Origin of the sequence: Nocardia sp. NPDC051911 (assembly GCF_040681035.1) — a bacterium.
GTDB classification, from domain to species: domain Bacteria; phylum Actinomycetota; class Actinomycetes; order Mycobacteriales; family Mycobacteriaceae; genus Nocardia; species Nocardia sichangensis.
In genome coordinates, this window is the sequence record NZ_JBFAXY010000056.1 from 1 (window position 1) to 21,625 (window position 21,625).

Annotated in this window: 18 protein-coding genes and 2 pseudogenes; 12 read left to right on the forward strand and 8 right to left on the reverse strand. The window is 60.5% G+C overall.

The features are described 5' to 3' along the window. The 7 genes from AB0L97_RS36725 to AB0L97_RS36755 form a co-directional block, all read left to right on the forward strand. On the forward strand, positions 1-165 hold a 165-nt coding region (locus AB0L97_RS36725), incomplete at its 5' end, for a nitric oxide synthase oxygenase (RefSeq protein WP_364439195.1). 523 nt (positions 166-688) lie between these two features. After that, positions 689-1,558, forward strand: a complete 870-nt coding sequence (locus AB0L97_RS36730; protein WP_364439147.1) for a fumarylacetoacetate hydrolase family protein — start codon at positions 689-691, stop codon at positions 1,556-1,558. An 11-nt stretch (positions 1,559-1,569) separates the two neighbouring features. After that, on the forward strand, positions 1,570-2,703 hold the full coding sequence (locus AB0L97_RS36735) for a hypothetical protein (RefSeq protein WP_364439150.1): 1,134 nt from the start codon (positions 1,570-1,572) through the stop codon (positions 2,701-2,703). After that, complete coding sequence (locus AB0L97_RS36740; protein ID WP_364439153.1) at positions 2,700-3,647, forward strand: ornithine cyclodeaminase family protein; 948 nt, start codon at positions 2,700-2,702, stop codon at positions 3,645-3,647. Before AB0L97_RS36735 ends, AB0L97_RS36740 begins: the two co-directional genes overlap by 4 nt. A gap of 8 nt (positions 3,648-3,655) precedes the next feature. Continuing rightward, the gene (gene dapA / locus AB0L97_RS36745; RefSeq protein ID WP_364439156.1) at positions 3,656-4,588 is read left to right on the forward strand and encodes a 4-hydroxy-tetrahydrodipicolinate synthase; all 933 of its coding nucleotides are present in this window, start codon (positions 3,656-3,658) and stop codon (positions 4,586-4,588) included. After that, on the forward strand, positions 4,585-6,015 hold the full coding sequence (locus AB0L97_RS36750) for an FAD-binding oxidoreductase (RefSeq protein WP_364439159.1): 1,431 nt from the start codon (positions 4,585-4,587) through the stop codon (positions 6,013-6,015). Before dapA ends, AB0L97_RS36750 begins: the two co-directional genes overlap by 4 nt. 11 nt (positions 6,016-6,026) lie before the next feature. Continuing rightward, positions 6,027-7,130 carry an SDR family NAD(P)-dependent oxidoreductase gene (locus AB0L97_RS36755; protein WP_364439162.1) on the forward strand — a complete coding sequence of 368 codons (1,104 nt, stop codon included), beginning with the start codon at positions 6,027-6,029 and terminating at the stop codon, positions 7,128-7,130. 1,412 nt (positions 7,131-8,542) lie between these two features. Here the strand turns inward: AB0L97_RS36755 and AB0L97_RS36760 are convergent. Beyond that, positions 8,543-9,460 carry a cytochrome P450 gene (locus AB0L97_RS36760; RefSeq protein ID WP_364439165.1) on the reverse strand — a complete coding sequence of 306 codons (918 nt, stop codon included), beginning with the start codon at positions 9,458-9,460 and terminating at the stop codon, positions 8,543-8,545. A 529-nt stretch (positions 9,461-9,989) separates the two neighbouring features. Continuing rightward, positions 9,990-11,180, reverse strand: coding sequence for a DUF3068 domain-containing protein (locus tag AB0L97_RS36765; RefSeq protein WP_364439198.1), 1,191 nt, complete (start codon positions 11,178-11,180; stop codon positions 9,990-9,992). A 1,084-nt stretch (positions 11,181-12,264) separates the two neighbouring features. Here AB0L97_RS36765 and AB0L97_RS36770 point away from each other — a divergent pair. Together AB0L97_RS36770 and AB0L97_RS36775 are read left to right on the forward strand one after the other, a co-directional pair. Further along, positions 12,265-13,197 (forward strand): LysR family transcriptional regulator, encoded by a 933-nt coding sequence (locus AB0L97_RS36770; protein WP_364439168.1) that lies wholly within the window; start codon positions 12,265-12,267, stop codon positions 13,195-13,197. Positions 13,198-13,763: 566 nt separating this feature from the next. Continuing rightward, complete coding sequence (locus tag AB0L97_RS36775) at positions 13,764-13,973, forward strand: hypothetical protein (protein ID WP_364439201.1); 210 nt, start codon at positions 13,764-13,766, stop codon at positions 13,971-13,973. Here AB0L97_RS36775 and AB0L97_RS36780 read toward each other — a convergent pair. After that, positions 13,880-14,404, reverse strand: a pseudogene (locus tag AB0L97_RS36780) (transposase); the annotation flags it as partial. The gene AB0L97_RS36775 and the pseudogene AB0L97_RS36780 overlap by 94 nt on opposite strands. Before the next feature lie 283 nt (positions 14,405-14,687). On the opposite strand from AB0L97_RS36780, the gene AB0L97_RS36785 reads away from it, so the two are divergent. Beyond that, positions 14,688-14,906 (forward strand): hypothetical protein, encoded by a 219-nt coding sequence (locus AB0L97_RS36785; protein ID WP_364439172.1) that lies wholly within the window; start codon positions 14,688-14,690, stop codon positions 14,904-14,906. Positions 14,907-15,092: 186 nt separating this feature from the next. Here AB0L97_RS36785 and AB0L97_RS36790 read toward each other — a convergent pair whose 3' ends face one another. The 4 genes from AB0L97_RS36790 to AB0L97_RS36805 all read right to left on the reverse strand — a co-directional run bounded on the left by AB0L97_RS36790 (position 15,093) and on the right by AB0L97_RS36805 (position 19,532). Further along, positions 15,093-15,287, reverse strand: coding sequence for a hypothetical protein (locus tag AB0L97_RS36790; RefSeq protein ID WP_364439175.1), 195 nt, complete (start codon positions 15,285-15,287; stop codon positions 15,093-15,095). Between the two features lie 46 nt (positions 15,288-15,333). Then, positions 15,334-15,597 carry a helix-turn-helix domain-containing protein gene (locus AB0L97_RS36795; RefSeq protein WP_364439178.1) on the reverse strand — a complete coding sequence of 88 codons (264 nt, stop codon included), beginning with the start codon at positions 15,595-15,597 and terminating at the stop codon, positions 15,334-15,336. A 181-nt stretch (positions 15,598-15,778) separates the two neighbouring features. Further along, positions 15,779-18,364 carry a LuxR C-terminal-related transcriptional regulator gene (locus AB0L97_RS36800; RefSeq protein ID WP_364439181.1) on the reverse strand — a complete coding sequence of 862 codons (2,586 nt, stop codon included), beginning with the start codon at positions 18,362-18,364 and terminating at the stop codon, positions 15,779-15,781. Positions 18,365-18,596: 232 nt separating this feature from the next. Further along, positions 18,597-19,532 (reverse strand): helix-turn-helix transcriptional regulator, encoded by a 936-nt coding sequence (locus AB0L97_RS36805; protein ID WP_364439185.1) that lies wholly within the window; start codon positions 19,530-19,532, stop codon positions 18,597-18,599. A gap of 307 nt (positions 19,533-19,839) precedes the next feature. Between AB0L97_RS36805 and AB0L97_RS36810 the strand changes: the two genes are divergently transcribed. Then, positions 19,840-19,974 carry a hypothetical protein gene (locus AB0L97_RS36810; RefSeq protein ID WP_364439188.1) on the forward strand — a complete coding sequence of 45 codons (135 nt, stop codon included), beginning with the start codon at positions 19,840-19,842 and terminating at the stop codon, positions 19,972-19,974. Between the two features lie 727 nt (positions 19,975-20,701). Continuing rightward, positions 20,702-20,942, forward strand: a pseudogene (locus AB0L97_RS36815) (IS1380 family transposase); the annotation flags it as partial. Positions 20,943-21,093: 151 nt separating this feature from the next. Here the strand turns inward: AB0L97_RS36815 and AB0L97_RS36820 are convergent. Further along, on the reverse strand, positions 21,094-21,504 hold the full coding sequence (locus AB0L97_RS36820; RefSeq protein WP_364439191.1) for a VOC family protein: 411 nt from the start codon (positions 21,502-21,504) through the stop codon (positions 21,094-21,096). Positions 21,505-21,625 lie beyond the last annotated feature (121 nt).

Below are 21,625 nucleotides of genomic sequence, written 5' to 3' on the forward strand. Positions count from 1 at the left end.
CCCACCGACTGGTCCTGGATCAACCCGCCGATCTCCTCCGGCCTGACCCCGACCTTCCACCGCTACTACGACCCACCCGACATGGACATCCGGCCCAACTTCGTACGGAGGAGTCCGATTCACGACGAACACTTGGAATGCCCTCCGCGCCTGGAAACATATTGAAGAAGGACTACGCGGACCCCCAAGTCGGCGAATTCTATTGATCAAGCGGTTGCTGGTCGACCGGACGGTCGGGGAAACAAACGCTCGTCGCGCCAACTGCATCGCGGTCGTCACGACCGTCGGCTACAGCTGTCACCTACATTGGCGAATCGGGAGCCGGACTCCTCAAACTCACGGCGCAATCTCACCACACGATCGAGAATGCTGCGGGGTGGCGCGCCACGAGAGGAATAGTCGTACTCACCATGAGCGCGGCCGCACAGTTACATCGGCACCACCGGGATGCGTATGCAAGCATCGTCGGCCCTTCGCTCGTGTATTCCGATGGTCTGAGACCTCACTCTGTCTACATCGCTTCGGAACGACTGAAATCACCCATAACGTGTACATTATGCACATATCAAGAAATTGACAATGGATTCGTGTGTCGATCAGGGATCTACTGATGTGTGCAGGCGCATCGCAGATTGGTCCGCTATTAGCGAATAGAACTGCACATACGGCCACCGCAAAGAACAGGATCATGAAACTAGCCCGCTTCTTCTATCGCAACCACGTTCGGTACGGCATCGTCGGACCCGATGGCATCGTCGCGTTGGACCAGTGTGCAGGGACGTTCAGCAATCTGCTCGCGAACTCCCGGACGTCGGTGCTGGAAAGCGACATCTGCATTCCCGCGAACGAGATCGTCTGGCTGCCTCCATTCACTTCGGAGGCCAAGATCATTTGTGTCGGCTTCAACTACGCGTCCCATGATAGCGAGGATCATCGCCGAGCCGGCGAGTACCCAACACTGTTCGTTCGCTTCCCGGATTCCTTTGTTGGTAGTGGGAATCCCGTGGTGACCGAGGCCGACAGCCGCGCCCTCGACTGGGAAGGCGAGTTAGCTCTCGTGATCGGTCAGGGTGGTCGGCGGATCCCGGTAGATGACGCTTGGAATCACATCGCCGGTTTCACCCCAATGGCGGAGAACAGCGAGCGAATCTGGCAGACCCACTCGGCCCAGGCGACAGCTGGAAAAAATTGGTTCGCCAGTGGTGCGTGCGGTCCGTGGGTCACTACCGTAGACGAGGCAGGCCGTGGGCCATTTGAGCTGACAACAAGACTGAATGGCCATGTCGTGCAACAGGCTTCGACGTCAAGTCTCCTATTCAATTTCGCCTCGCTGGTCAGCTACGTAAGCACTTTCACCCCCCTGCGACCGGGTGATGTCATCGCCACCGGGACGCCCGCGGGCTCAGGTTACCGTCAGAACCCGCCACGGTTCCTCGAGCCCGGAGACGAACTCGAGGTCAGTGTGCCGGGCGTCGGCACGCTTCGGCACAGCGTCACGACGGGGCCGGGAAACATAGTCACTGCCAACGATATCTCGTGGCAGCAATCCACTCGATAGGACACCGATCAATGATGATTGCCGATCCACTCAGCACTGGGGAGATGGCCACTTTCGATGCGCATCCTGGGGGGCGCACGGAGCAGCCGGTTCCATGGCGACCGTTCAAGGTTCGGGCCGCGGAGATCCATGCCGAGATCGAGCGGCTCGCTTCGATGCCGCAACCTGCCGACGGCTACCGTGCCGCAGGCATCGTACACCCCGACTCCGTAGGATCGGTGCGCAGCTTCGCTCCTGGTATTGACGTTGTCGTCGAAGTGCTGCTCCCAGGTGAAGCGACGAAGCCACTCCGACGCAACAGCAGCAACGTTGTCATCGGAATCCAGGGGGAAGGCCGGGTGGAGGTCGGAGGGCGCACAATCCACCTTTCGCGCTGGGACGTCTGCAACATCCCATCGATGAGGCCCTACAGCTACCGCAACGACAGCAACGAATTATGGGTACGCTTGACTTACTCGAACTATCCGCTGCTCAGCAAGATTGGTGTGAGCTACGCAGAGCCCTTGGCCGAAATGACCGCGGCCACGCCCACGCCCACGCCTGCACGCGAAGGTTCTGCACAGTACAATCGGACGAACGCGCCGGACTTCGAAGTCTCCGAGTTCGGGTCACGCGTCCGCGGCTACGAGTTTCTCACCGACATCGAGGTCGTGGAGAACCAGGCTCAGCATTGGCCGTGGGCTGCGGTCTCGCAACACTTGAGCGACCAGCTCGGTGACGGCAAACGCGCAATTCTCGCGTACTACAATCCCGCCACCGAACGCCGTAACGGCGCGACTCACAGCTTCTTCGTCACCGCCACACAAGTTCCGGCGGGATTCCCGCCCATGCCTGAGGGGACACGTGGTCACCGGCATATCTCGGCGGCGATCAACTATCACTTTCGAGGCACCGGCAAAAGTGTTATCGACGGCGAGACGATCGAGTGGGGTCCGGGAGATCTGCTGCTGTCGGCGCCAGGGTGGCGCGAGCACCTCCACGTCCCCGGGCCGGACGCGATCGGCGTGTTCACCGTACAGGACCACCCGCTGCATATCGGCATGGAGTCGCTGATTTGGCAGGAGAGCATGGATGGTCCGATCTTGACCCTGGGATCAGAAGCCGGTGTCACCGGCTACGTCGGTCCACGTGAAGTCGGCAAATGAACACCGACATCCGTTTCTACAGGGAGGCCGACGTCTTCGCGAAGCTTTCACTCGAGACCGTCATCGAGGAAGTGGAGTTCGCCTTGCGACGTGAACACGAAGGTACCGCGACGAACATCCCGAAGACTATGACCACGTGGGGTGAACGGAGCAGCGCCCACGCGCTTGGTGCACTTGATCTGGGCGAGTCGCTGGTGGCGTTCAAGACGTGGGTCAACACCCCGCGTGGTGCCGCAGCCGTCGCGACCGTCTTCGATGCGGAGGACGGTCGGCTACATGCGGTGGTTCAGGCCGGGATCCTCGGCGCCGTGCGCACTGCCGCGATTGTCGGCGTCGCAACTCGCAGACTCGCCGCTTCCGGCGCCGACGAGCTTGCGATCATAGGCTCGGGACGCCAATCTTTGTCCCAGGTCCTGGCTGTCCACGCCGTTCGCCCATTGCGCAGGATCTGCGTCTGGAGTCCGCGCCCCAGTAGTCGCGACGCATTCGCCGAACAGATCAGGGCGCACGTCCCCGCATCAGTTGTCGTGGCCGATACACTGCGGGACGCGGTGCGTGGCGTCGGGATCGTCACTCTGGTGACTCGTGCGACCGAACCGATACTAGCCGCCGATGACCTCGCTGCAGGCGCTCATCTCAACGCGGTCGGTGCGATCCTTCCTTCGAACGCCGAGTTCGACCCGCGTCTGCTGGGTTCGGCGAAGCTGACGGTGGTGGACAACCTAGAGAATGCACGACGATCCTCCCGCGAGCTGCGTGAGTTCTTTGGCGACGACTGGTCGCGGGTGCACAGGTTGGCGGACGTCGTCGCAGGCACTGTCGCACCCGACGACACCGCATCGGGGCCAACGGTGTTCAAACCGCTCGGCATGGGGCTATCGGATTCGGCGGCACTGACCGCGTTTCTGCGCGTCGTCGAACCCGGTCTGATGGGGGCTCGATGAGATTCCGAATGACTCCTACCGCGCTGCGCGGATCTATAGCTCCCCTCGTAACGCCCTTCACCACTGACGGTGAACTCGACGTGCATTCCCTGCGCCGCATCACCTCCTGGCAGATTGCGTCGGGATCTGACGGCATCTCGATCGGTGGATCCACCGGCGAACCGGCAGCGCAGACAGTCGCAGAACGCATCCGCGCAATCGACATTGTCGCGGAGGAGATCTCCGATCGCGTGCCGTTCGTTCCCGGTACCGGAGCAGCCAATCTCGAGGACACCATCGAAATCACCGACGCCGCGCAGGAGGCAGGCGCGGATGCAGTGCTCATCATCACGCCCTACTACGCGCAGCCGACCCAAGAGGGACTGTACGACTGGTATGCGACCGTGGCGACGGAGTTCCCCGATCTCCCGATCGCCATTTACAACGTGCCGTCACGGACTGCCGTCGAAATCGCGCCGGAGACAGTGGCGCGGTTGTTCAGCGACTTCGACAACATAATAGGAATCAAAGAAACCACGAAGAATTTTGAGCATTTCTCGCGCGTGATCCGCATCGCCGGCCCGGAGTTGATGGTGTGGTCAGGGGTCGAACTGCTTGCGCTGCCGCTGCTCGCTATCGGCGGCGTCGGCATGATCAGCGCGGTCGCGAATCTGGCACCCACCGCTGTCGCAGATCTATATCGCGCTTGGATATCCGGCCGATACAGCGCCGCGCTGGACCTGCATTATCGCTTGCACCCTTTGGTGGACCTGCTGTTCATCGAGACGAATCCGGCGCCGGTCAAATGGGTTTTGCAGTCGATGGGGTTACTTACTTCGGATCTAGTTCGTCCGCCACTGTGCGCGTTGAGCCCGCAGGGGAAAACAGCAGCAAAAGAACTCTTGGCGCAGAGTAGCGAATTAATTCCCGAGTATAGCGCAATGAAAGGAACTCGACGATGAGTCCTGACAGCACCACGACCGAGCGATTCACCGGAGCGTTGATCGTACGGGGCGAAGCCGGATATGAACACGCGCGCATCGCAAGGATCCACCACTCCCGACATCCACAGCGATTCCCCGCAGCCGTGCTGCTCGCCGAGACCGAGAACGACGTCGTCGAGGGTGTGCGTCTGGCGCGGGAACGCGGTTGGAAGGTCGGCGTCAAATCTGGCGGCCACAGTTTTCCGGTGTGGGGCCTGCGTGACGACGGGCTACTCATTGATCTCTTCGGGTTGAAGGACATTCACTACGACGCAACGACCGGAATCGTCAGTGTCACGCCAGCGGTCACTGGTGGACAAGAGCTTAATCCCTACCTCGAACAGTTCGGTGTCTTCTTCCCCGGCGGAGGGTGTTCCTCGGTCGGTGTCGGTGGCTTTCTGCTGCAGGGCGGGATCGGATGGAACTTCCGCGGCTGGGGATGGTCGGCGGAACAGATTGTAGCGATCGACGTCGTGACCGCAGACGGGGAACTCATCCGCGCCGACGACACGCAGAACGTAGATCTGTTCTGGGCCGCGCGCGGTGCGGGTCCTGGCTACTGCGGCATCATCACCCGATTCCACCTGCGCACTCGCCCGATTCCGGTGGGACTGTCGTCGATGGTCCAGGCGTTCCCCGTCGACAAATACGCGGATGTGCTGGGATGGCTCTGCGCCGAGCAGCACTCGATTCCCGACACCGTGCATTTAGTTGCGATCTCCTCTGTGCCTCAGTTTCCGATTCCTGGTCACCCCGATGGCGAGCTTTTGTTCGTGGTGTGGGCAGTCGCCTTCTGCAACAGCGAGGATGAAAGCCGCGCTGCGCTGGCGCCACTGACCGAAGGGCCGTTCGCAAACCATGCCCTCTTCGCCATCGATCCCCATCCGACAACCCTGCAGAACGAGTACGCTTTCGTCGACTCCAGCCATCCCAGTGGTTACCGCTACCGGGTCGACTCTGCCTGGGTTGATGGCGCGCCGTCGCAAATCGTGGCAGCCAGCAGCCGGCTCGTTCTCGAACGCCCTCGAAATGAACCGGGGCACACCTTCTTTCAGTTCGCCCTTCCCCATGAGGGACCCGACATCGCGATGTCGCTCAAAACCGATGTGATGATCGGAACGTATGTTATTTATGAAGATTCCGCCAGCGACGAGATACATCGTGACTGGTTGTTGTCGGCGATGCAGGACTTGGAGCCGCTGACGATCGGTCAGTACTGGGGTGATTCCGACCAGCAGAACCGCCGGGTGAAGTGCCTGACCGATGCCAGTTGGACTCGACTGCAACAGATCAGGGCCGAACGTGATCCCGACGGAGTCTTTGAAGAGTATCTGGCTGGTGAGAGTGGGTTCGACAACACCAACGCCTGGGAAGCGGTGACCGACCGCATGGACGCCGGGAGGTAAGAACTTTGAAAATGGATGGCAAGACGGTGGTCATACTCGGAGGCGGTTCCGGAATCGGGCGCGCAGGTGCGCTCGCGCTCGCGCAGGCGGGCTGCGCCATTCTTGTTGCCGACATCGACGAAGAGGCCGCGCGCGCGACGGCCGCGGCGATCGAGCGCGCCGGTGGTACCGCAGTATTCGCCTATTGCGACGTGGGAAGCGAATCCGATGTGGCAGCAGTGGCAGCACTGGCGTGCCAAAAATACCAGCATGTGGACATCGTGTGGTGCCACGCAGGCTATGCACTGGCCGGACCGCCCGAGAGCATTCCGATCCGGACCTGGCAGAACATATTTGACGTCAACGTACTGAGCACCGTGCGGGCTCTGCATGCATTTCTGCCGGATCTGACCGCCTCGCGTGGTCACTTCGTCGTCACCAGCTCCGGACTTGGCCTGTTTCCTGACGACGTGCCGGGGTTGGCGGCCCCGTACGTCGTGACCAAAGCCGCTCAGATTGCGTTGGCCCGCAACCTAGCTCCGTATCTGGCCGCGCGGAACGTCGGCATCAGCGTGCTGGCGCCCGACCAGACCAATACCCGGCACGCCCGGGAGATTTCCACCGTGGGCATTCCCGCCGCCGTCGTGGCAGCGGCCGTCGATCCGTCGACGATGCAGACACCTGAATACGTCGCGAGCCGCCTTGTGGGTGGTCTGCGCGCCGATGAGTTCCTGATCTCTACCGTTGAAGGGACTCGCGAACGTCTCACCGAAGCCGCTGCACGTAATCTCAGCCCGTTGGCTGAACCGGTAGAGCCCATCGTCCTGTACGTGAGGATCGAAGCCGACTCCGGTAGGCACGACGAACTCGCCCAAGCGCTGATCGAGTGGGCTACGCAGGTCGTGAAGGAGCCCGGGGTGATCCGGTACCAGGTCACCGCCGATCTCGTCGAGCTGGGGGTATTCCATCTTTTGGAGGAATGGGAGTCCGCCCGTGCTTTCCAGCAGCACAATGACAGCCCTGGTGCGCAGGCAGTGCTGGCGCGCATGGCGGAGTTCGGTATCGCAGGGCTCTTCACCCGTCGGTACGACATAAGTGGTATCGACGGCACGCCTGTCAAGGCTCAGCGCGCATAACCACTTCTCAGCGAACCAGTCCTCGCTATCCACTCCGGCGAACCCTGTCCCCGTTCTGGAATGGATCTCGCAACATAATGAGCGGATGCGAGACAGTAATAATATGACAGTTCACGTCCCGGCTCGACAGCCAGCGCCAAGTGCGGCCGGGCATCGACGAGCCCGGCGTCGGTACAGCTTTGCCTTGGGGCAAGTTCTTGTCGCCGGGAACGTCCGCGCCGAGGCGGGCGCGGTCTTCCGGTTCCGCTATGTGCGTCCGGCGCCTGCACGCCCAACTCGGTGAGCACGCGGGAGATCGGATCGACGCGGAAGCCCCGGATACACGCATACCGCGGATGAGCGCACAGATGGACGGCGCCGCAAGTTGATCACCCGCGCGAAAGAGAAGCGAGGCTGCTTTCAGAATTTCCTCGCGATGCGGCGCACCAAACCCCGGGCAGATAGGCGATGTCGTGACCTCAGGCGCGGCGGCGGTGCGCCGATGGTGTTGGCTTGATCAACCAAGATCAACAGTCCGCCTCGGATGGCGAGCTGGTCGTACACTGCCCACAGTCGGGCTTCGTCGGTGGCAAGGCCTTCTCGAAAAAGTCATTTGCCGTCCGAATCCAAGCCCACGGCGTCGTGGGTGCCGGGCGTTGAGGTTTCGACAGGTGACTGTGGCTACCAGCGGTTACGCACTCGATGGGGAAACACGGAGTGCGACAGGCATACGTTGTGTATTGGGAAATCGATGTGTCAGCAGAAGTGAACACCAGTTACGAAGAGACCTGTGCAGCCGCCCTGTCCCCATCAGCGCTCCGTCGACGCCACCGGCGCCCGACGACTCCACCCCCGGATCATGCGTTCGCCTGAGAAAAAAAGCATACCGGGCCGCTGCGACCGTGGGCCCGGTCTCAGTCCCACGAACAAGGTAACGGGGACGGGGCTCACGACAGCGCGGGCTCGTTTGGGATGACCGACCCCGCGCGTTCCGACCAGTGACCGAACTCGACGCTTCAGATCCCCGGCCTCACCAAGGAGCCTGCCACTGCGTGCGCGGATGTCGATAGTCCTGTGGGATGCGTCCGCGCTGCCCACGACCTTAGAGGCCCAATCGGACCGTCGGTGCCTCAAGGGGAGAGCAGATGTCGATGTCCGTTCCGTTGCCGAATATTCTGGCGAATTGCGTTTGTCGTCATGGGTGGATGGCCAGCGAGGCTCCGGTGGCGTCGTCGATTCTGATGCACCTAGCCTCGCTCGAGCACAGTGAATACGAGGCACCGGCAGAGCGGTTCCAACTCTCGGCTTCCGGTCGGAGGGAGAAGACACGTACACCGTGGGCATTTGCAGGACCTCGAGGTCTATCCCCAGTCTCGATTTCGGCCGCCGTGAGAATTTTCGCCCGTCGCCACAATCTGGCGCGGGGCCAATGCTCACGTTGTCACCAGCAGATTTCGCATGCTCGGCAGTACTATGTTCGCGTGACGTGGAGGTGTCTGCTCTTGCAACGCAAGCCCCGGCAGGTGCTGAACTAGAGTGCTCACAGCGATTTCGCATTCGAGGCGGGCCAGGCGGGCACCAAGGCAGTAGTGAATCCCACTGCCGAATGCGATCGACAATGTGGTATCCCGCGTGATATCGAATTTATTTGGGTCGGCGAAAACGGCCGGATCTCGGTTCGCTGCAGCGACGAACCCGATGACGGGTTGTCCGGCTCGAACGAGTGCGTCGCCGAGGACGACATCCTCGATGGGCTTCCGCGCTGCCGCCGAGTGGACCGAGCCGTTGAACCGTAGACTCTCGCTCACCGCGCCCGAAATGAGCTGCGGGTACCGCCTAAGCAACACCAGTTGGTCATCGTGGGTGAGAAGATCGAAGATGGTATTGCCTATTTGCGCAACCGTCGTGCCGTGTCCTGCAAACACGATCTGCACACACAACGACAGCAACTCCTCGCCAGTCAATCGCCCGGTGTGATAGGCATCGAGCAAGACACTGACAACACCGGGCTGTGACCTGTCATGGCCCGTGACGACATAGTCAAAGTACTCCAACAGCTTGTCGCCTGCATCACCGGCTTGCCTCATGGCCGATGGGTCTTTGCGGAGATCGAAACCACGGCCGAATGCGGAAATCCATTCTGGTAGCTGCGGATCGATCTCATCTGCAGCGATGCCGAGGACAGCGCAGATAACGGCAATCGATACCGGCACGGCGTAGTCTTCGATCACGTCGAACGCCGCCGCCGCAGCGAGCGCGTCATCGATCAGCCGGCTGGCGATATGCGCTGTCAGCGCCCGATAGCGTTGCGTCGCCCCGGGTGTGAAACCCGCAGCCAGCAGCGCACGCATACGCCCATGATCGGGAGGGTCGGTCGACAACAATAGACGACCCGATAACTCGGCGAACCGCTGATCCCCGGATTTACGCGCGATACTAGCTTCGGACGAAAGCGGTACAAAATTCCGACGAAAGCGAGGATCCTTTAGTACCGACAAAATGTGATCGTGCCGGAATAGATACCAACACCCCGCGCTGCCCACAGTGTAGGGCTGCCCCCAATGCACCGGGTCGCATCGACGGTAAGTCGAATACACTGAATACGGTTCATTCAGCACTGTAGTGTCGTGAGGATCGAATCGCGGCACCGAGCAGGGCCGATCGTTTGATTCCGCCGCATCGCTCATAGCCACACCATATTCGGATTAATGTAAATGGCCGGGATTGAAGTCACATACATGTCTCGAGCAGGCTGGTCCGCGCGACAGTCCAGTGGTTGGCGTTGAGGCATTCGGTTCGCAATCAGAGGTGTAAAGATTAGGCGAGCCCATTGTTCTCCTAATCCGAGTGGGGTATGCGGCTTCGGCGAATTTGTACTACTCATGAAGTACGGCCTCGTTGCCAGATAGGTGGCAAGCGCCACGCGCCGAATGCGAGGGTTACTGCAGCCGCTATCGAGGCGATGACAGGCGCGTCGGTGCGCAGCAGCGCTATCTCCTGGCGCGCTTCATGGGATTTTTTTATCAATTTCATGACGGTTTGTTCGTCGGAGCGCATAGTGCCCTCGAAGACCGTCAGAGAAGGGGAACCGCCGGGACTGGTCACCAGATATTTGAGTTGGCGCTCCGCGGCCGAGACCACTGAGCCGGTGGCAGGTTCAACCCAAAAATCACGGATAGCTGAACTAAATAGGTGCATCGTCACCACCTGCTCAGAGCTACTATTTTCTAGAATACGAGCGGGTAGAGTGACACTACCTCGCATCGGTAGGAGACCGGTTAGGGGAGCGGAATGCAATTGAGTTCGAAAATGGAGCAGTTGCAAGCCATCGAGGGAAGTGGCGTCATCGAGGTACTTCAGGGCGATCTCTTGCTGAGAACCGACGTCGAAGTATGGATAATCGTGTCTGCCTGTATTGAAGGGAAGTTTGTACTGGAATCCGGTTCGGATCGTCTGGAGTGGTTTCTGCGCTGGCTCGAATACCGTCATAGCCGGTCTGCGCTGCGGTCGCCCATTGCTCCGGTCGATGCTCACCTGGTCCACAATTGCATCTGAAAGCCCTTTGGGGCCCGGGCGGTCCAATCGCACTACCTGCTGGGCGACACGTAGCGTGACGGTTTCAGCGTTCGTCGGCTCCACACTGGTCATCACCGAGTATCCCTTTATAGGAACCTCGTGCTCAACCTCGAGTTTTCCTTGGAGTAGGGTATTGATGTTCAGCAGCGAACCTGCACCGGAGGCAGTGCCCACCTCACGCACTTGCGCCGGAAATTTGATCAAGGTATCGGCTATCCAAGTTGGTAGCATTATGGCTACTGCAGTGAATATGAGCGCGAATCCAAGAGATAGATATCCGAGAAAGCGCCTACGCCTACCTCGCCAATCAGGGGGGCGCGAGTTCCGGTCAACAGTGCGCGTTGCTATCCGTACGCCAGTCTCCGGCATGTGGTTCCACCTTGACATATATTCCATTGATGCGCCCTGATGGAAGTCCGCCCACCAGCGCGGCCAACATTGCCAGAGTGCACGCTCTAACATTCCATTAACATTCCGTATCAATAGAAGGATCATTGTTGCTCGAGCCCGCGACAAGCGCTCAATTCTTTGATGCAGTATGCAGTATGCAGTACCGAAAACAAATAAAGCGCAACCATACTTCACGGAGATCCGCGGTCTCAATTCCTTCCTTGTGATGGAAGCGCAATAGGAAGTTCGATGATTGTTGATGTATCGACGGATCCTACAGAATCACACTGGGAACACATCCGAGAATGCTCCGGTCATACGTACGTATCCAATACGCCCCCCGCGACCGGAACATCGCGATCAACCAAAATGCCGCACCACGCCAAGACCTATGCTATGAGGGAACGCTTGACCCACCACCGCTAACATCCTCTCTCATGTGGGCATTCTGTCGGCAATTCGGCTTGCCGTGCGGCAAGCCGCTTCTTCTCCGAGGCCAGCTATGCTTCTGAGCCTGACATACGTTTAGCAAATATCGCTCGGCGGTAGCGAGTGCTGCGCGGCCGGAGTTGACGGTGACCGAGACGCAGCATCGGAAGTCGATCGGGGTGCTTGGGCGGCGACATCGACGCAGGCATAGCCGTTGCGACGCAGGATGGCGCTGGCCTGCGCCGTGCCAGGCGATCCAACACCCACATTGCGGCCGAGGTCGACGTATGTTGTGTTGTGGTACCGCCGCCCACACCTGGCACAGGCCCAGCGGCGAAAGGGTGCTTAGATCGCTTGCCGGGACCCTTACCACAGTGGGACATCGGCTTGACACCTGTAGTTCGGTCGAGCGCCGGTCAACATGGCAGCGTTGCGCGTAGTCCAGTTGCTTGCGCAGGTGGACGTTGTTGTACAGCTGTACCAGTCGACCCTTTCCATGTGCGAGTAGTAGACATCGCGACGATTGTTTTTTCAACAGCCCGATGCTCGAGTCAAGGCAAGACGGCCCGCGGAGGCTCACGTCAGAAAACGACCGCCAGCTTACGAGTCTGCGTGATGATCGCTCCGATCGAGTTCAGCGCCAGTTGATCTTCTTCGAACATGCGCTTGCGCTCGCCCACCCTCGCTCGAGTGTACGGCTCTAGAATACCGGCGGACGTATGAAGACGGATGGGTGGCAACGCGCCCTATATTGAAGTGTATGGACACGCAGCTCTCCCTTCGTAGGCTTGAAATTTTCCGGCTGGTGGTTGAGGAACGCAGCGTCACCCGTGCGGCAGAGGTGCTCATGGTGGCACAGCCTGCGGTATCGAATCAGTTGCGGGCCCTCGAAATGTGGCTAGGGGCGAAGTTGTTCGAACGTAACGGCAACCGGCTAGTGTTAACCGAAGCAGGTGAACGCACCGATCGTTGGGCCCGCGATGTGCTGGCGGGTGCGGCGCAGATCCGGCGCGATGTCAGTGACCTTGCGACCGGGCTCGGCGGCAGTGTCATTATCTGGGCAAGCATGGCGGTAGGCACGTACCTGCTGCCAAAAGTCCTGACGGACCTGCGCCAGGCCCGTCCCCGCGCCGATCTTACATTGCACATTGCACAGCCAGGCGAGGCGTTGCAAGCGGTGGAGAGCGGCGATGCGGATTTCGCGGTCGTCAGTTGGGATCAACGTCACCTGCCCGAGTCGGTCGAAGCCGAGTTCCTGCGGTCTGAACCTCTGATCCTGTACATGACGCCGACCGCGGCGCCGCCGAGCCGCTCGATGCCGATCTCGGCAGCAATGTCATTGCCGCTCGTGGGTGCGCCACGCAACGCGGTCTACCGCGACCTGGTGGAGCGATTACGAATGACCACCCACCTTGATCCCAACTTCATCATTCGGTTCGGCCATGTAGAGGCCATCAAACGGGCCGCGATTGCTAATGACTGGGCGCTTTTCGCGCCCGCATATGCAATGCAACCTGAAGTGGACGCAGGTTGCCTTGTCGCTGTAGACGTACCCGAGCTGGTCATCCACGAACGTCTTGTCCTGTTCTCGCGGCAGGATCATCTCTTCTCGCCGCTTCAACAGGCCGCCGTCGACGCCGTACGCGCAGTGCTGGCTGCCGACATGCTGCCAGTGGATCCAGCTAGGCGGTGACCACAGCGCCGTCAGGAGCAGCTTGTCGCGCCCCGGGGAGACCTAGACGCCGATTCTTGCGTATGCCTTATGACTCGCAAGCAGGCCAACCATCGCCCGCACCACCGACAACCTTCCTGTGCTCTGGGTGTGCCCGGGCCGGACGGGAAGTCCTTGCCTTGATCGATGAGCACCAGCTCCGGCAGGCCACCGGCCAGCCCGCACGGCGGCCGCCGGAGCACCGATGCCCGCGGCGGTTGGCCGAGGGTCCCTGCTCTGCGAACACTGCTGAATACGGAACCTGTGGCATTGCATGTTGCGAGTCGACCCGGACTCGTCGGGTTGTCGATGACATAGGTAGCAACCGGCCCGCTACGGTTGTCCCTGTCGGGTGCCAACCTCAACGACCACCTCGCGCTGCCCGAATTGCTCGACCGGGTACAACCTTTGCGCGGGCGACTCGGCCGGCCGCGCCATCGGGTCGACACCCTGATTGCGGAAAGGGCTACGACTAACTCAGCGTCTATACCGAACTGCGGCAACGCCGTATCACCGGCTGCATCCCCCGCCGCGGCACCCGCGACAAGGTGACCGCCGGACGCTGGGGCGTCGAACAGTGCCTCGCGCTGCTCCACCAGTACCGCCGCCTCGCCATCCGCTGGGAACGACGCACCGACAGCCACCAAGGATTCCTCGACCTCGTCGCCGCCTTCATCTTGTGGTTGCCGGACCGGGCCGGGTGCTCACCGCGGATGGAGCTGCCGGAGCGGTGGGTGATCGGGGCGAAGCCGGCGTAGGAGGCGAGGCGGCCGGCCGAGGCGAACGCCGTGGCGTCCGACTTCGAGCAGGATGCGGGTCCGGGTCCTGACTCCGATGCCGGGCATCGAAGTCAGGACCTCGGCAAGAGGGTGGTCGGCGAGCATCTCGTCGATGTCCTCGGCGATCTGCTTGCGTTACAGCAGAATTACATTCAACGAATCTGCCAGTTTCGGGAGCACTGTTTCAGCGGCTTTGGTGCCGGGAACGGTGACGGTTTGCGCGGGCAACGCGGCTAAGTTTTCATCGACGAGCCGCGCGCCCATGCGTGGGGCGTGTTTGGTGGCGATGGCGGTGAGTTTGCGCCGACCGGCGGCCCGGATTCCTTCGGGACCGCCGCGCCGCGACAGAATCTCCAGCACCGCTGGGTGGGCGATGCGGGGTCCGAGGACGCGTTCGACAGGGGGTGGATGCCGGCAAGTAGGGGCAAGAAGTCATACCGAGCCTGGCGGCCGTAAGCCCGATCTCGGTACCCACGAGAAAGGTGACGGGCATCGGCTCACGACTTTTCGAACCGTCAGATACTACGCGGTCATGCTTTTTCCGCCGTTCGGCGCTGGTGGTGGCTTGTGCGGCCCGGTGTCCAGCTCATGATGTGACCGATGGTGCGGATCGGCTGGATTATGAGCTACTCGTCGACCCGTGCCCGCTCACCGTAATCCATCCCGGCCTGGTCTCGAGAATCACAACAGAACTTGAGCCGACACACCGACCTAACAAAGTTCGACCAGTGGCTCGATCGCCTTCCCAATCACCTCTGCGAGGATGTAGTCGATCAGCTCTTCTTCCATGAACTGGCAACGTTTGCCGCGGCGGTCGCGATCGAGCAGGCGATTGTCGCCGAAAATTTGGAAAAAGATCCGACGCGGGTGTACATTAACTCTCGTTCAAACTACTGCGCGATCGGCAGATAGGCGTGAAAACCCTCAAACGAGCTTCGAACCGACGTACACGGTCCGGGGCTCGCTTGGTTAGCGGCGTCCTACGGTATCCCGGAAACGCGTCGCCGGAGTCGGTGAGCTGCGCCCTCCTGCTCCACCGGTATCTCTTCTGTTCAACGAACAATCCGTGACCGGCTGTGACCGATCCAGTGCCTGGATCTAGGCCTTCTCGTACACGCAGAGCACCACCGCCCGTTCGGGAGGATTGTGGTGAAGGCCGACGACATCGGCGACCTTCACCACGAACAGCGGGTCGGTGGAGATCTTGAACCCATCGGTCAGGTGCGGTTTCAGGTCGAACCGCTGCCAGATCCGCCCGACCGTCGACTTCGACAGCCCGGTCCGCTCGGCCATCGACGACCGTGACCAGTGCGTGGCATCGGCTGGGGCTGCTCGAGGGTCAGCTCGACCACCTGCTGCACCTGAGCAGGATCGACGGCGGACGGCCCGGCCTCGGCTCATCGGCCAGGCCCGCGAGGCCGTAGTCGATAAGGCGGCCCCGCCACTTACGCACCGTCATCGCCGACACACCCACCTCGGCCGCAACATGGGTATTGAACATGGCCGGCTCGGCGCACGCCAGCACGATCCGGCACCGCAGCGCATACGCCTGCGTCGACGCCCGCGCATCCCGTATCAACTCCCGACGCTGAGCCTCAGTCACCACCAAATCCGGCCCCGACCACGGCCGGCCAGTCCTCGCCACCGCCGAATCCTACAATCAACGGATCAGGCGCAAAACAGTAGCTTGATCGGGTGGGGTTCGTGGAGAAGGGACTCCGCTGGGTGAGATGCAGTGGCAGTATTTCGGGCACTACAGGCCGGATCGCGAACTGCTGGCATAGCTAGCTTCGGCGAAGACGGGTTGGGCGCTCGTTAGCTTCAAGTTGGACTCGCTTTTTGAGTTCGGTCGGTATGACCGTGGCGATATCCATCCGGCTAGTAAGTGTTAGTTTCCGGAGAATGACGGACAGTTGTGTGTCGACAGTACGGATGGAGCTGCCGCGGCGTGCAGCGATCGCGCTGTTGGCCCAGCCAGCAGCGACCAGCACTGCAATCTCACGTTCGGCGGGGGAGAGTTCCTGCCAACGAGAAGTTGCACGACTATCGGCCGGCATCTTCCGCAAGTCGTCGCCGGATCGACTGCTCACCATAATTCGCTGCAGCTCCGGTGAATTGGGCCTTATTAGAGCGCCTTGGTTCACGGCAGCGGCGTAAGTCTCATCGCCGAGTATCGATTTGATGACGTCAGCGGTGCGGTGCTCTTCGGATGCAACGATTGCTAGTTCAGCGACGGATATTCCCATCGACCGGTGCGCTTCAGCCATACTTCCCTGAAGAATGGCGATGTCCATGGCTGAATCTGCTAATTCGTCTCGTTCGGAATCTCCTGAATCTATACGATTCGCGAGGATGCGGGTGAGTGCTGCAGCGCCGAAGCGAAGCGCCCAGGTGGCTGTCCACGGATCGATGCCTGCCTTTAGCACTCCGGCCCCAACCTTCAATGCTTCGTGCGGATCACCGTGCAAGGTCAGCGCGAGCATCCAGGCCAATTCAGCTGAAGGAATGACCCAGCCGGTATCATCCGACTTGAGCGCGCGATCGAGATGCTGACGGGAAAACCACAGCGCTTGCGGTCCATTGCCGACCATGGAGTAGGCCAGTGCCTCGAACAATTCGCTACGTTGCTCACCCGCCTTGTCGCCGCTTTCGGCAAATTTGCTCCGGGCGCGGGCGAATACATGTGGAGCACGTGGGTCTGAGCGGGTCAGCATAAGTTCTAGTCCCCAGGTGAACTCCACGACCGCTGGCAGGCCGATGTCAGAGAGGGCTGTTTCACGCCATTCATGACGCTGTGCCACGTCGGATATGCAGATGTCGGCACATTCTTCCAGAAGACGGGCGCCATAGGCATAATGGCCTTGCCACAGCGCGAGATGACTGATATCCGCTAGTGCCGCTACTCGAAGCTCGATAGGCACCGGGCCGATGTCTCGAGTGGCTTCCATGGCGCGCTGAATATATGCGGTCATCGAGCTCGGGGCGTAAGAAATTACGAATGGGCATTGCAGTGATATGAATGCGATTGCGGTCTCGATCCCTACGGCGGCTTCATCGGGAGTTGTAAGGCTGGTCTCGATACCGGTCAGAATATTCTCCCAGGCGCCACGCGTCCATTCTATCCAGTCGCTCTGTTCGCGGCTCGACCGCATCGCCGATCCGGCAACGACTCGGTCTCGGTAGTAGCGTCGGAGTCGTGCGAGCAGCCTTTCTTCATCCAACTCTCCGGTTCGGTTCCTCAGCTGACCGCTGACGAACACCCGTACGCTTTCGAGTAGAAAGTACCGTACTGCTGTTGAAGTGATATTTGTTGAGACCAGCGAACGCTCCGTCAATGTCTCCAGCAACGGCTCGATTGTTTCGGACGGCAAAGCCTCGTCGGCGCACACCGTCACAATTGCATCGAGTTCAGCTCCACTGATCCTACTTTCGTAGTGGTGCGCTTCGAAGCTCGTCGCGAAGACCGACATCCGGTCGAGTAGCAGTTGTTCAGCATCCGTACATAACCCGTAAGACCAGGAAATGATACTGTGACCACTGAGATGGCGTTCCTCGACGCCAGCACGCACGCCGTGCGACCACTGCAGGCGTTTGTCATCGAAATTGCCTGTCAATTCTCGGAGTACAGCCTTCGCCGGCCGATTACGCAGCCGCGCTGCGGCGAGCCGGATGAACAAGGGATTGTTATCGACATGCAGGCAAATCTCGGCTGCAGTGGACAGTTGGTCAGGGCTGTCTGATATCGGTCTGCCAATGATTGCCGCTCGCCGTCGTAAGAGTTCCAATGCATGTGCACGTGAAAGCGGCGGCACGTCTATGAGGTGCTCGTCGGCCCATCCCATTGCCTGCCGACTGGTCGCCAGAATAGTTAATCGAGGGATCGTCAGTAATCTGATTATGAGTTGAGCGGCGCCGGAGAGCACGTGCTCGCAATTGTCCATTACCAGAATCGATCGACGAGGCTCGGCAGGGCCAGGGGTGGAAAGTATTTCTATAAGAACATCCGCTGCAGGGCGACCGGACATGTCTATTTTTGCAATACAGTGCAAAATCTCTTCCGCGATCATGTTGCTGGTTGCGTCGCCCTTCAACCGCGCCAAGTGTATCCAGTAGATAGGTCGATCGGGAGTATTTCGGAACCGGCGAAGTGCCTCAACCGCTAACCTCGTCTTGCCGATACCGCCGGGTCCGGCGAGAGTGATGAGTCGACTGTTTTCTAATCGCAGCAGGTTCTCGATCTGTCGCAACTCTGAATATCGTCCGACGAACTCACTGGTGGGAGCTGGCAGATTTGAATCATCGCGGATTGTAGCAGGTGTATGATCACCTCTCAGAGGTGAGGTTTCATCGGGGTTCGAAGATCTGTTCATGGATAATCTGTTCATGGATTCTTGAGATCCGATCGCCGTGCGTCCAGGGAGACGATGGGTGCCGCGTGACGTGAGGTTTCTCCGATGAACTGCGTGGTTGTTGTGTTGGAGGTGCTCGGCTCGGAGTGCCCTGCAGCGGTGGTCGAACACCCAAGGCGACCAATCCGACACGATCGCGCCGACCAGGAGCTGCGGCTGATAGGAGGGATCTGCCTTATGTCGTAGAGCTATTCTATAGCAGCGTACCTGGGTCCCGCCGCTGAAAACGGTCTTCACAACCCTCCGCCGGATGGCCGCGATCCGATCGAAGAGGTGCTGTGGCGGTGCGACCGTTCGTCACCCGCAGAAGGTCGAGCTTGCGCGCGGCGCCGCTTGCGGCTGCGGCAGTGTACGTAACCATGCGAAGGTCCGCTCCTGGTACGAGCAGGACGTCGCAGTCGAGAGTGATGGCGCCGACCTCCGGATGCAAGATCGTCTTCCGGTTGGAAGTATGCCTGGATACCGTCGACGTCGCCCACAGGTGCGCGAAGGTGTCCGACGTGGTTGTGAGGTCATGTACCAGGCTTTGAAGTTGTCGATCCTTGGGGTAGCGGGATATTGCCTCTTTGAGGTCGGCGACAATCGAGGATTCGAGAGCGTCTTCGGCGTGGTAGGACGAGAAAGGGCGCATGGACGCCCGCGCAAAACCGGTGCCGAACAGCGCCCGTGCGAGGTTCCGCTCAGTCGGCGGCGCCAAAGACGGGTCGCCATGCAGGGCGCTCCACATCCCATTCCACCAGACCAGGGACCAGTCCGCAGCGAAGATTCCGATCGGGAATGCTTCCAGACGCGCGGCGATCCGTTGCATGCTTGGAGGCACATGGGTGTCGATCGTCCCGTCGCGCGGGGGCAATAAACCTGCACTGCGATAGAAGTCGTCGCGCTCAGTCCGGGAGAGCTGAAGCGCTCGAGACAGGGCGCCGACTACCTGCGGCGACGGATTGCGGGCGCGTCCCCGTTCAAGGCGCTGAATATAGTCGACAGAAAGCCCGGCTAGCTGTGCGAGTTCCTCCCGGCGCAATCCGGGGGCCCGACGGCCGTCCGTCATAGCGAAGCCGGCGTCGGCCGGGGAAAGGCGGTCGCGCCAGGCATGCAGGAGTTCGCCGAACTCGAAGCGAGGGGAAGTCACGGCTTCATTCTGGCGGCAGTATGCCTGAACAGCCTAGGTACTGTCAGTCCTAGGCTCCGACGCTGGGTTGCTTGTCCAAGCACGCGTGTTCGGCTGAATCGGTAGCAAACAACAGAGCTCGGCCACCAGTATGGGGCCATGTGCACACCACCGCGCGCACAGGCCCTGGTGGACATGGCGCAGTTGGTGAGCTGCAGTTGATCAACCGATCAAGCCCGGGTCACGACCCAACTTCATGCACCACGGCATCCGCTCGCACGTCAAGGACCGCTAGCAAGACCATTCGACATATAGCCATATTCGACAGATGTCCGTGCAGTGTTATTACGGCGTGCGCCGCGGCTCGGCGGCATTCGGCGACGAGATCGACAAACGCAGGGGGGAGTATCCCCGACTCTGGCGTCGGCTCATGGAATACGGTGCCCAGTTCGTAGCCGAGTGACGCGGCGGCCTCACGTAGCCTGGCATCGCTTGACCCATATCCAGCATTTTCGATTATGTCATCACGTAAGTATCCGTATGCAAGAGGAAGTATTTTAGTCATTGGACGGACCTTATCCCGATCGGTTGGCCATACAGAGGGGAACCATCTCCATGGCCGAACACTCTTGTCATCACGAGGCGATATGTACTCACCTGATTTCTATTTGACCGGCCATGAATTCATGGTTCGCGGCCAACCCGTTCAACGAATACAGAAATATAGGTTGTCTTCGATCGGCACTCCAGGTGGCCGGGCATCGGTCGAGACTGGCACCGGCGAGTGCGCGGGTAGTGTGAACCCGATGGTTGGAACCCGGCAGGGCGTCATTGCTTCAAGGGTGCGTCACTGCGCTGTGCGCGGCTGGGATCCTAACCGCACTTGTCGAGCACCATTTTCAAGGGCGGTCACTCCATTCGGGACGAGATCGACAGATTTCGTGCGTAGACTCAAGTCTTACGGGCCAGGGGGGTGCCCGCATCGGTGAACAGCGGATAGTCAGCAAATGCCACGTACGTAGCCACAACACGCACTGGGTACTCCTCGCCCATCCCAGCTGCCCATCACCATCCGACGGCGCAGCCAACTTCCTGCGAGGACCACACCCACCACCACACATGGGGAACTGCGTGAGCGGCGACCTCAGGATCAACGTGAGCGGAAACGGCCGCAACTGGGTATTTGCGCGAGCAACGACCCCACAGTCGACGCCGACATCATCGACTGTCGCCAGGCGGTCATCGAGACCGTATTCGTCTACCTTATCGACGGCCCGCTGGCGCATACTCTCGGAGCGGTTCGGCGCGAACTCCGCGTGGGTGTGTAGAAGGATCACCGCCGCTCCGCCCGCCCACAGCACAAGCTCGTGCTGCACCTGCCCGCACTCGTCTTGGGCGGGCGGCTGGCGACTATGGCAGGTCACCACCTGAACCACGCCTGGGTCCCTACGGCCAGGAAGAACCAGCGGAAAGCTTGGTAGACCAGCGTCTCCTACCCGAAAACCGGTGGTCCTCGCACCTCGGGCGCGTAGAGACCCGGGTGGATCGGGGTCAAACCGCTACTGGAAGTGAACCCGAGCCGTTAACCCGACACTTTCCTATCCAGCCCCGCGTAGAGGTCCACTCGGTTACCGTCAGGGTCTTGCACGATCGCATAGCGGTGTCCCCAGAAGGCGTCGTGGGGGTCTAGCTCGCCATAGTATCCAGCGCTTACGAGGCTGGCGTAGACAGAATCGACATGTAGCGGGTCTGCGCATCGAAAAGCGATGACGATGCGACCAGCGTCTCGGGGAGGTGTCCGCCATTCGGCGTGGAAGGCCCTGGTGATGCTGTCGGTGTCGAGTGCGAGTTTCAGACCATTGCTGAGGGTTGTTTGGACGTGCGGCTGATTCTCGCAGCCTGGAGGGAAATTGATTCCGAGGTGGCGGTAGAAAGCTAGTGAGGCAGCCATGTCGGTAACGATGATGCCGATGACGTCGAGTTGAGGAATCATGCCGAGCGCCTCATGCGCCGATTCGGGGCAGTCCGAGCCCGACGCCGATCGGCGCGGTCTTCGGGGTGACGCCGCGCTCGTGCGCGTCACCGGCGCGGGTACGGCGGTGGGTCTTGATCGC

What these genes read in the sequence shown, in the direction of transcription:
- AB0L97_RS36730 (WP_364439147.1), top strand. Translation starts at nt 689, where the DNA reads ATGAAACTAGCCCGCTTCTTCTATCGCAACCACGTTCGGTACGGCATC.
- AB0L97_RS36735 (WP_364439150.1), top strand. Translation starts at nt 1,570, where the DNA reads ATGATGATTGCCGATCCACTCAGCACTGGGGAGATGGCCACTTTCGAT.
- AB0L97_RS36740 (WP_364439153.1), top strand. Translation starts at nt 2,700, where the DNA reads ATGAACACCGACATCCGTTTCTACAGGGAGGCCGACGTCTTCGCGAAG.
- dapA (WP_364439156.1), top strand. Translation starts at nt 3,656, where the DNA reads ATGACTCCTACCGCGCTGCGCGGATCTATAGCTCCCCTCGTAACGCCC.
- AB0L97_RS36750 (WP_364439159.1), top strand. Translation starts at nt 4,585, where the DNA reads ATGAGTCCTGACAGCACCACGACCGAGCGATTCACCGGAGCGTTGATC.
- AB0L97_RS36755 (WP_364439162.1), top strand. Translation starts at nt 6,027, where the DNA reads ATGGATGGCAAGACGGTGGTCATACTCGGAGGCGGTTCCGGAATCGGG.
- AB0L97_RS36760 (WP_364439165.1), bottom strand. Translation starts at nt 9,460, where the DNA reads ATGCGTGCGCTGCTGGCTGCGGGTTTCACACCCGGGGCGACGCAACGC.
- AB0L97_RS36765 (WP_364439198.1), bottom strand. Translation starts at nt 11,180, where the DNA reads ATGATCCTTCTATTGATACGGAATGTTAATGGAATGTTAGAGCGTGCA.
- AB0L97_RS36770 (WP_364439168.1), top strand. Translation starts at nt 12,265, where the DNA reads ATGGACACGCAGCTCTCCCTTCGTAGGCTTGAAATTTTCCGGCTGGTG.
- AB0L97_RS36790 (WP_364439175.1), bottom strand. Translation starts at nt 15,287, where the DNA reads ATGGCCGAGCGGACCGGGCTGTCGAAGTCGACGGTCGGGCGGATCTGG.
- AB0L97_RS36800 (WP_364439181.1), bottom strand. Translation starts at nt 18,364, where the DNA reads ATGAACAGATCTTCGAACCCCGATGAAACCTCACCTCTGAGAGGTGAT.
- AB0L97_RS36810 (WP_364439188.1), top strand. Translation starts at nt 19,840, where the DNA reads ATGTCCGTGCAGTGTTATTACGGCGTGCGCCGCGGCTCGGCGGCATTC.
- AB0L97_RS36820 (WP_364439191.1), bottom strand. Translation starts at nt 21,504, where the DNA reads ATGATTCCTCAACTCGACGTCATCGGCATCATCGTTACCGACATGGCT.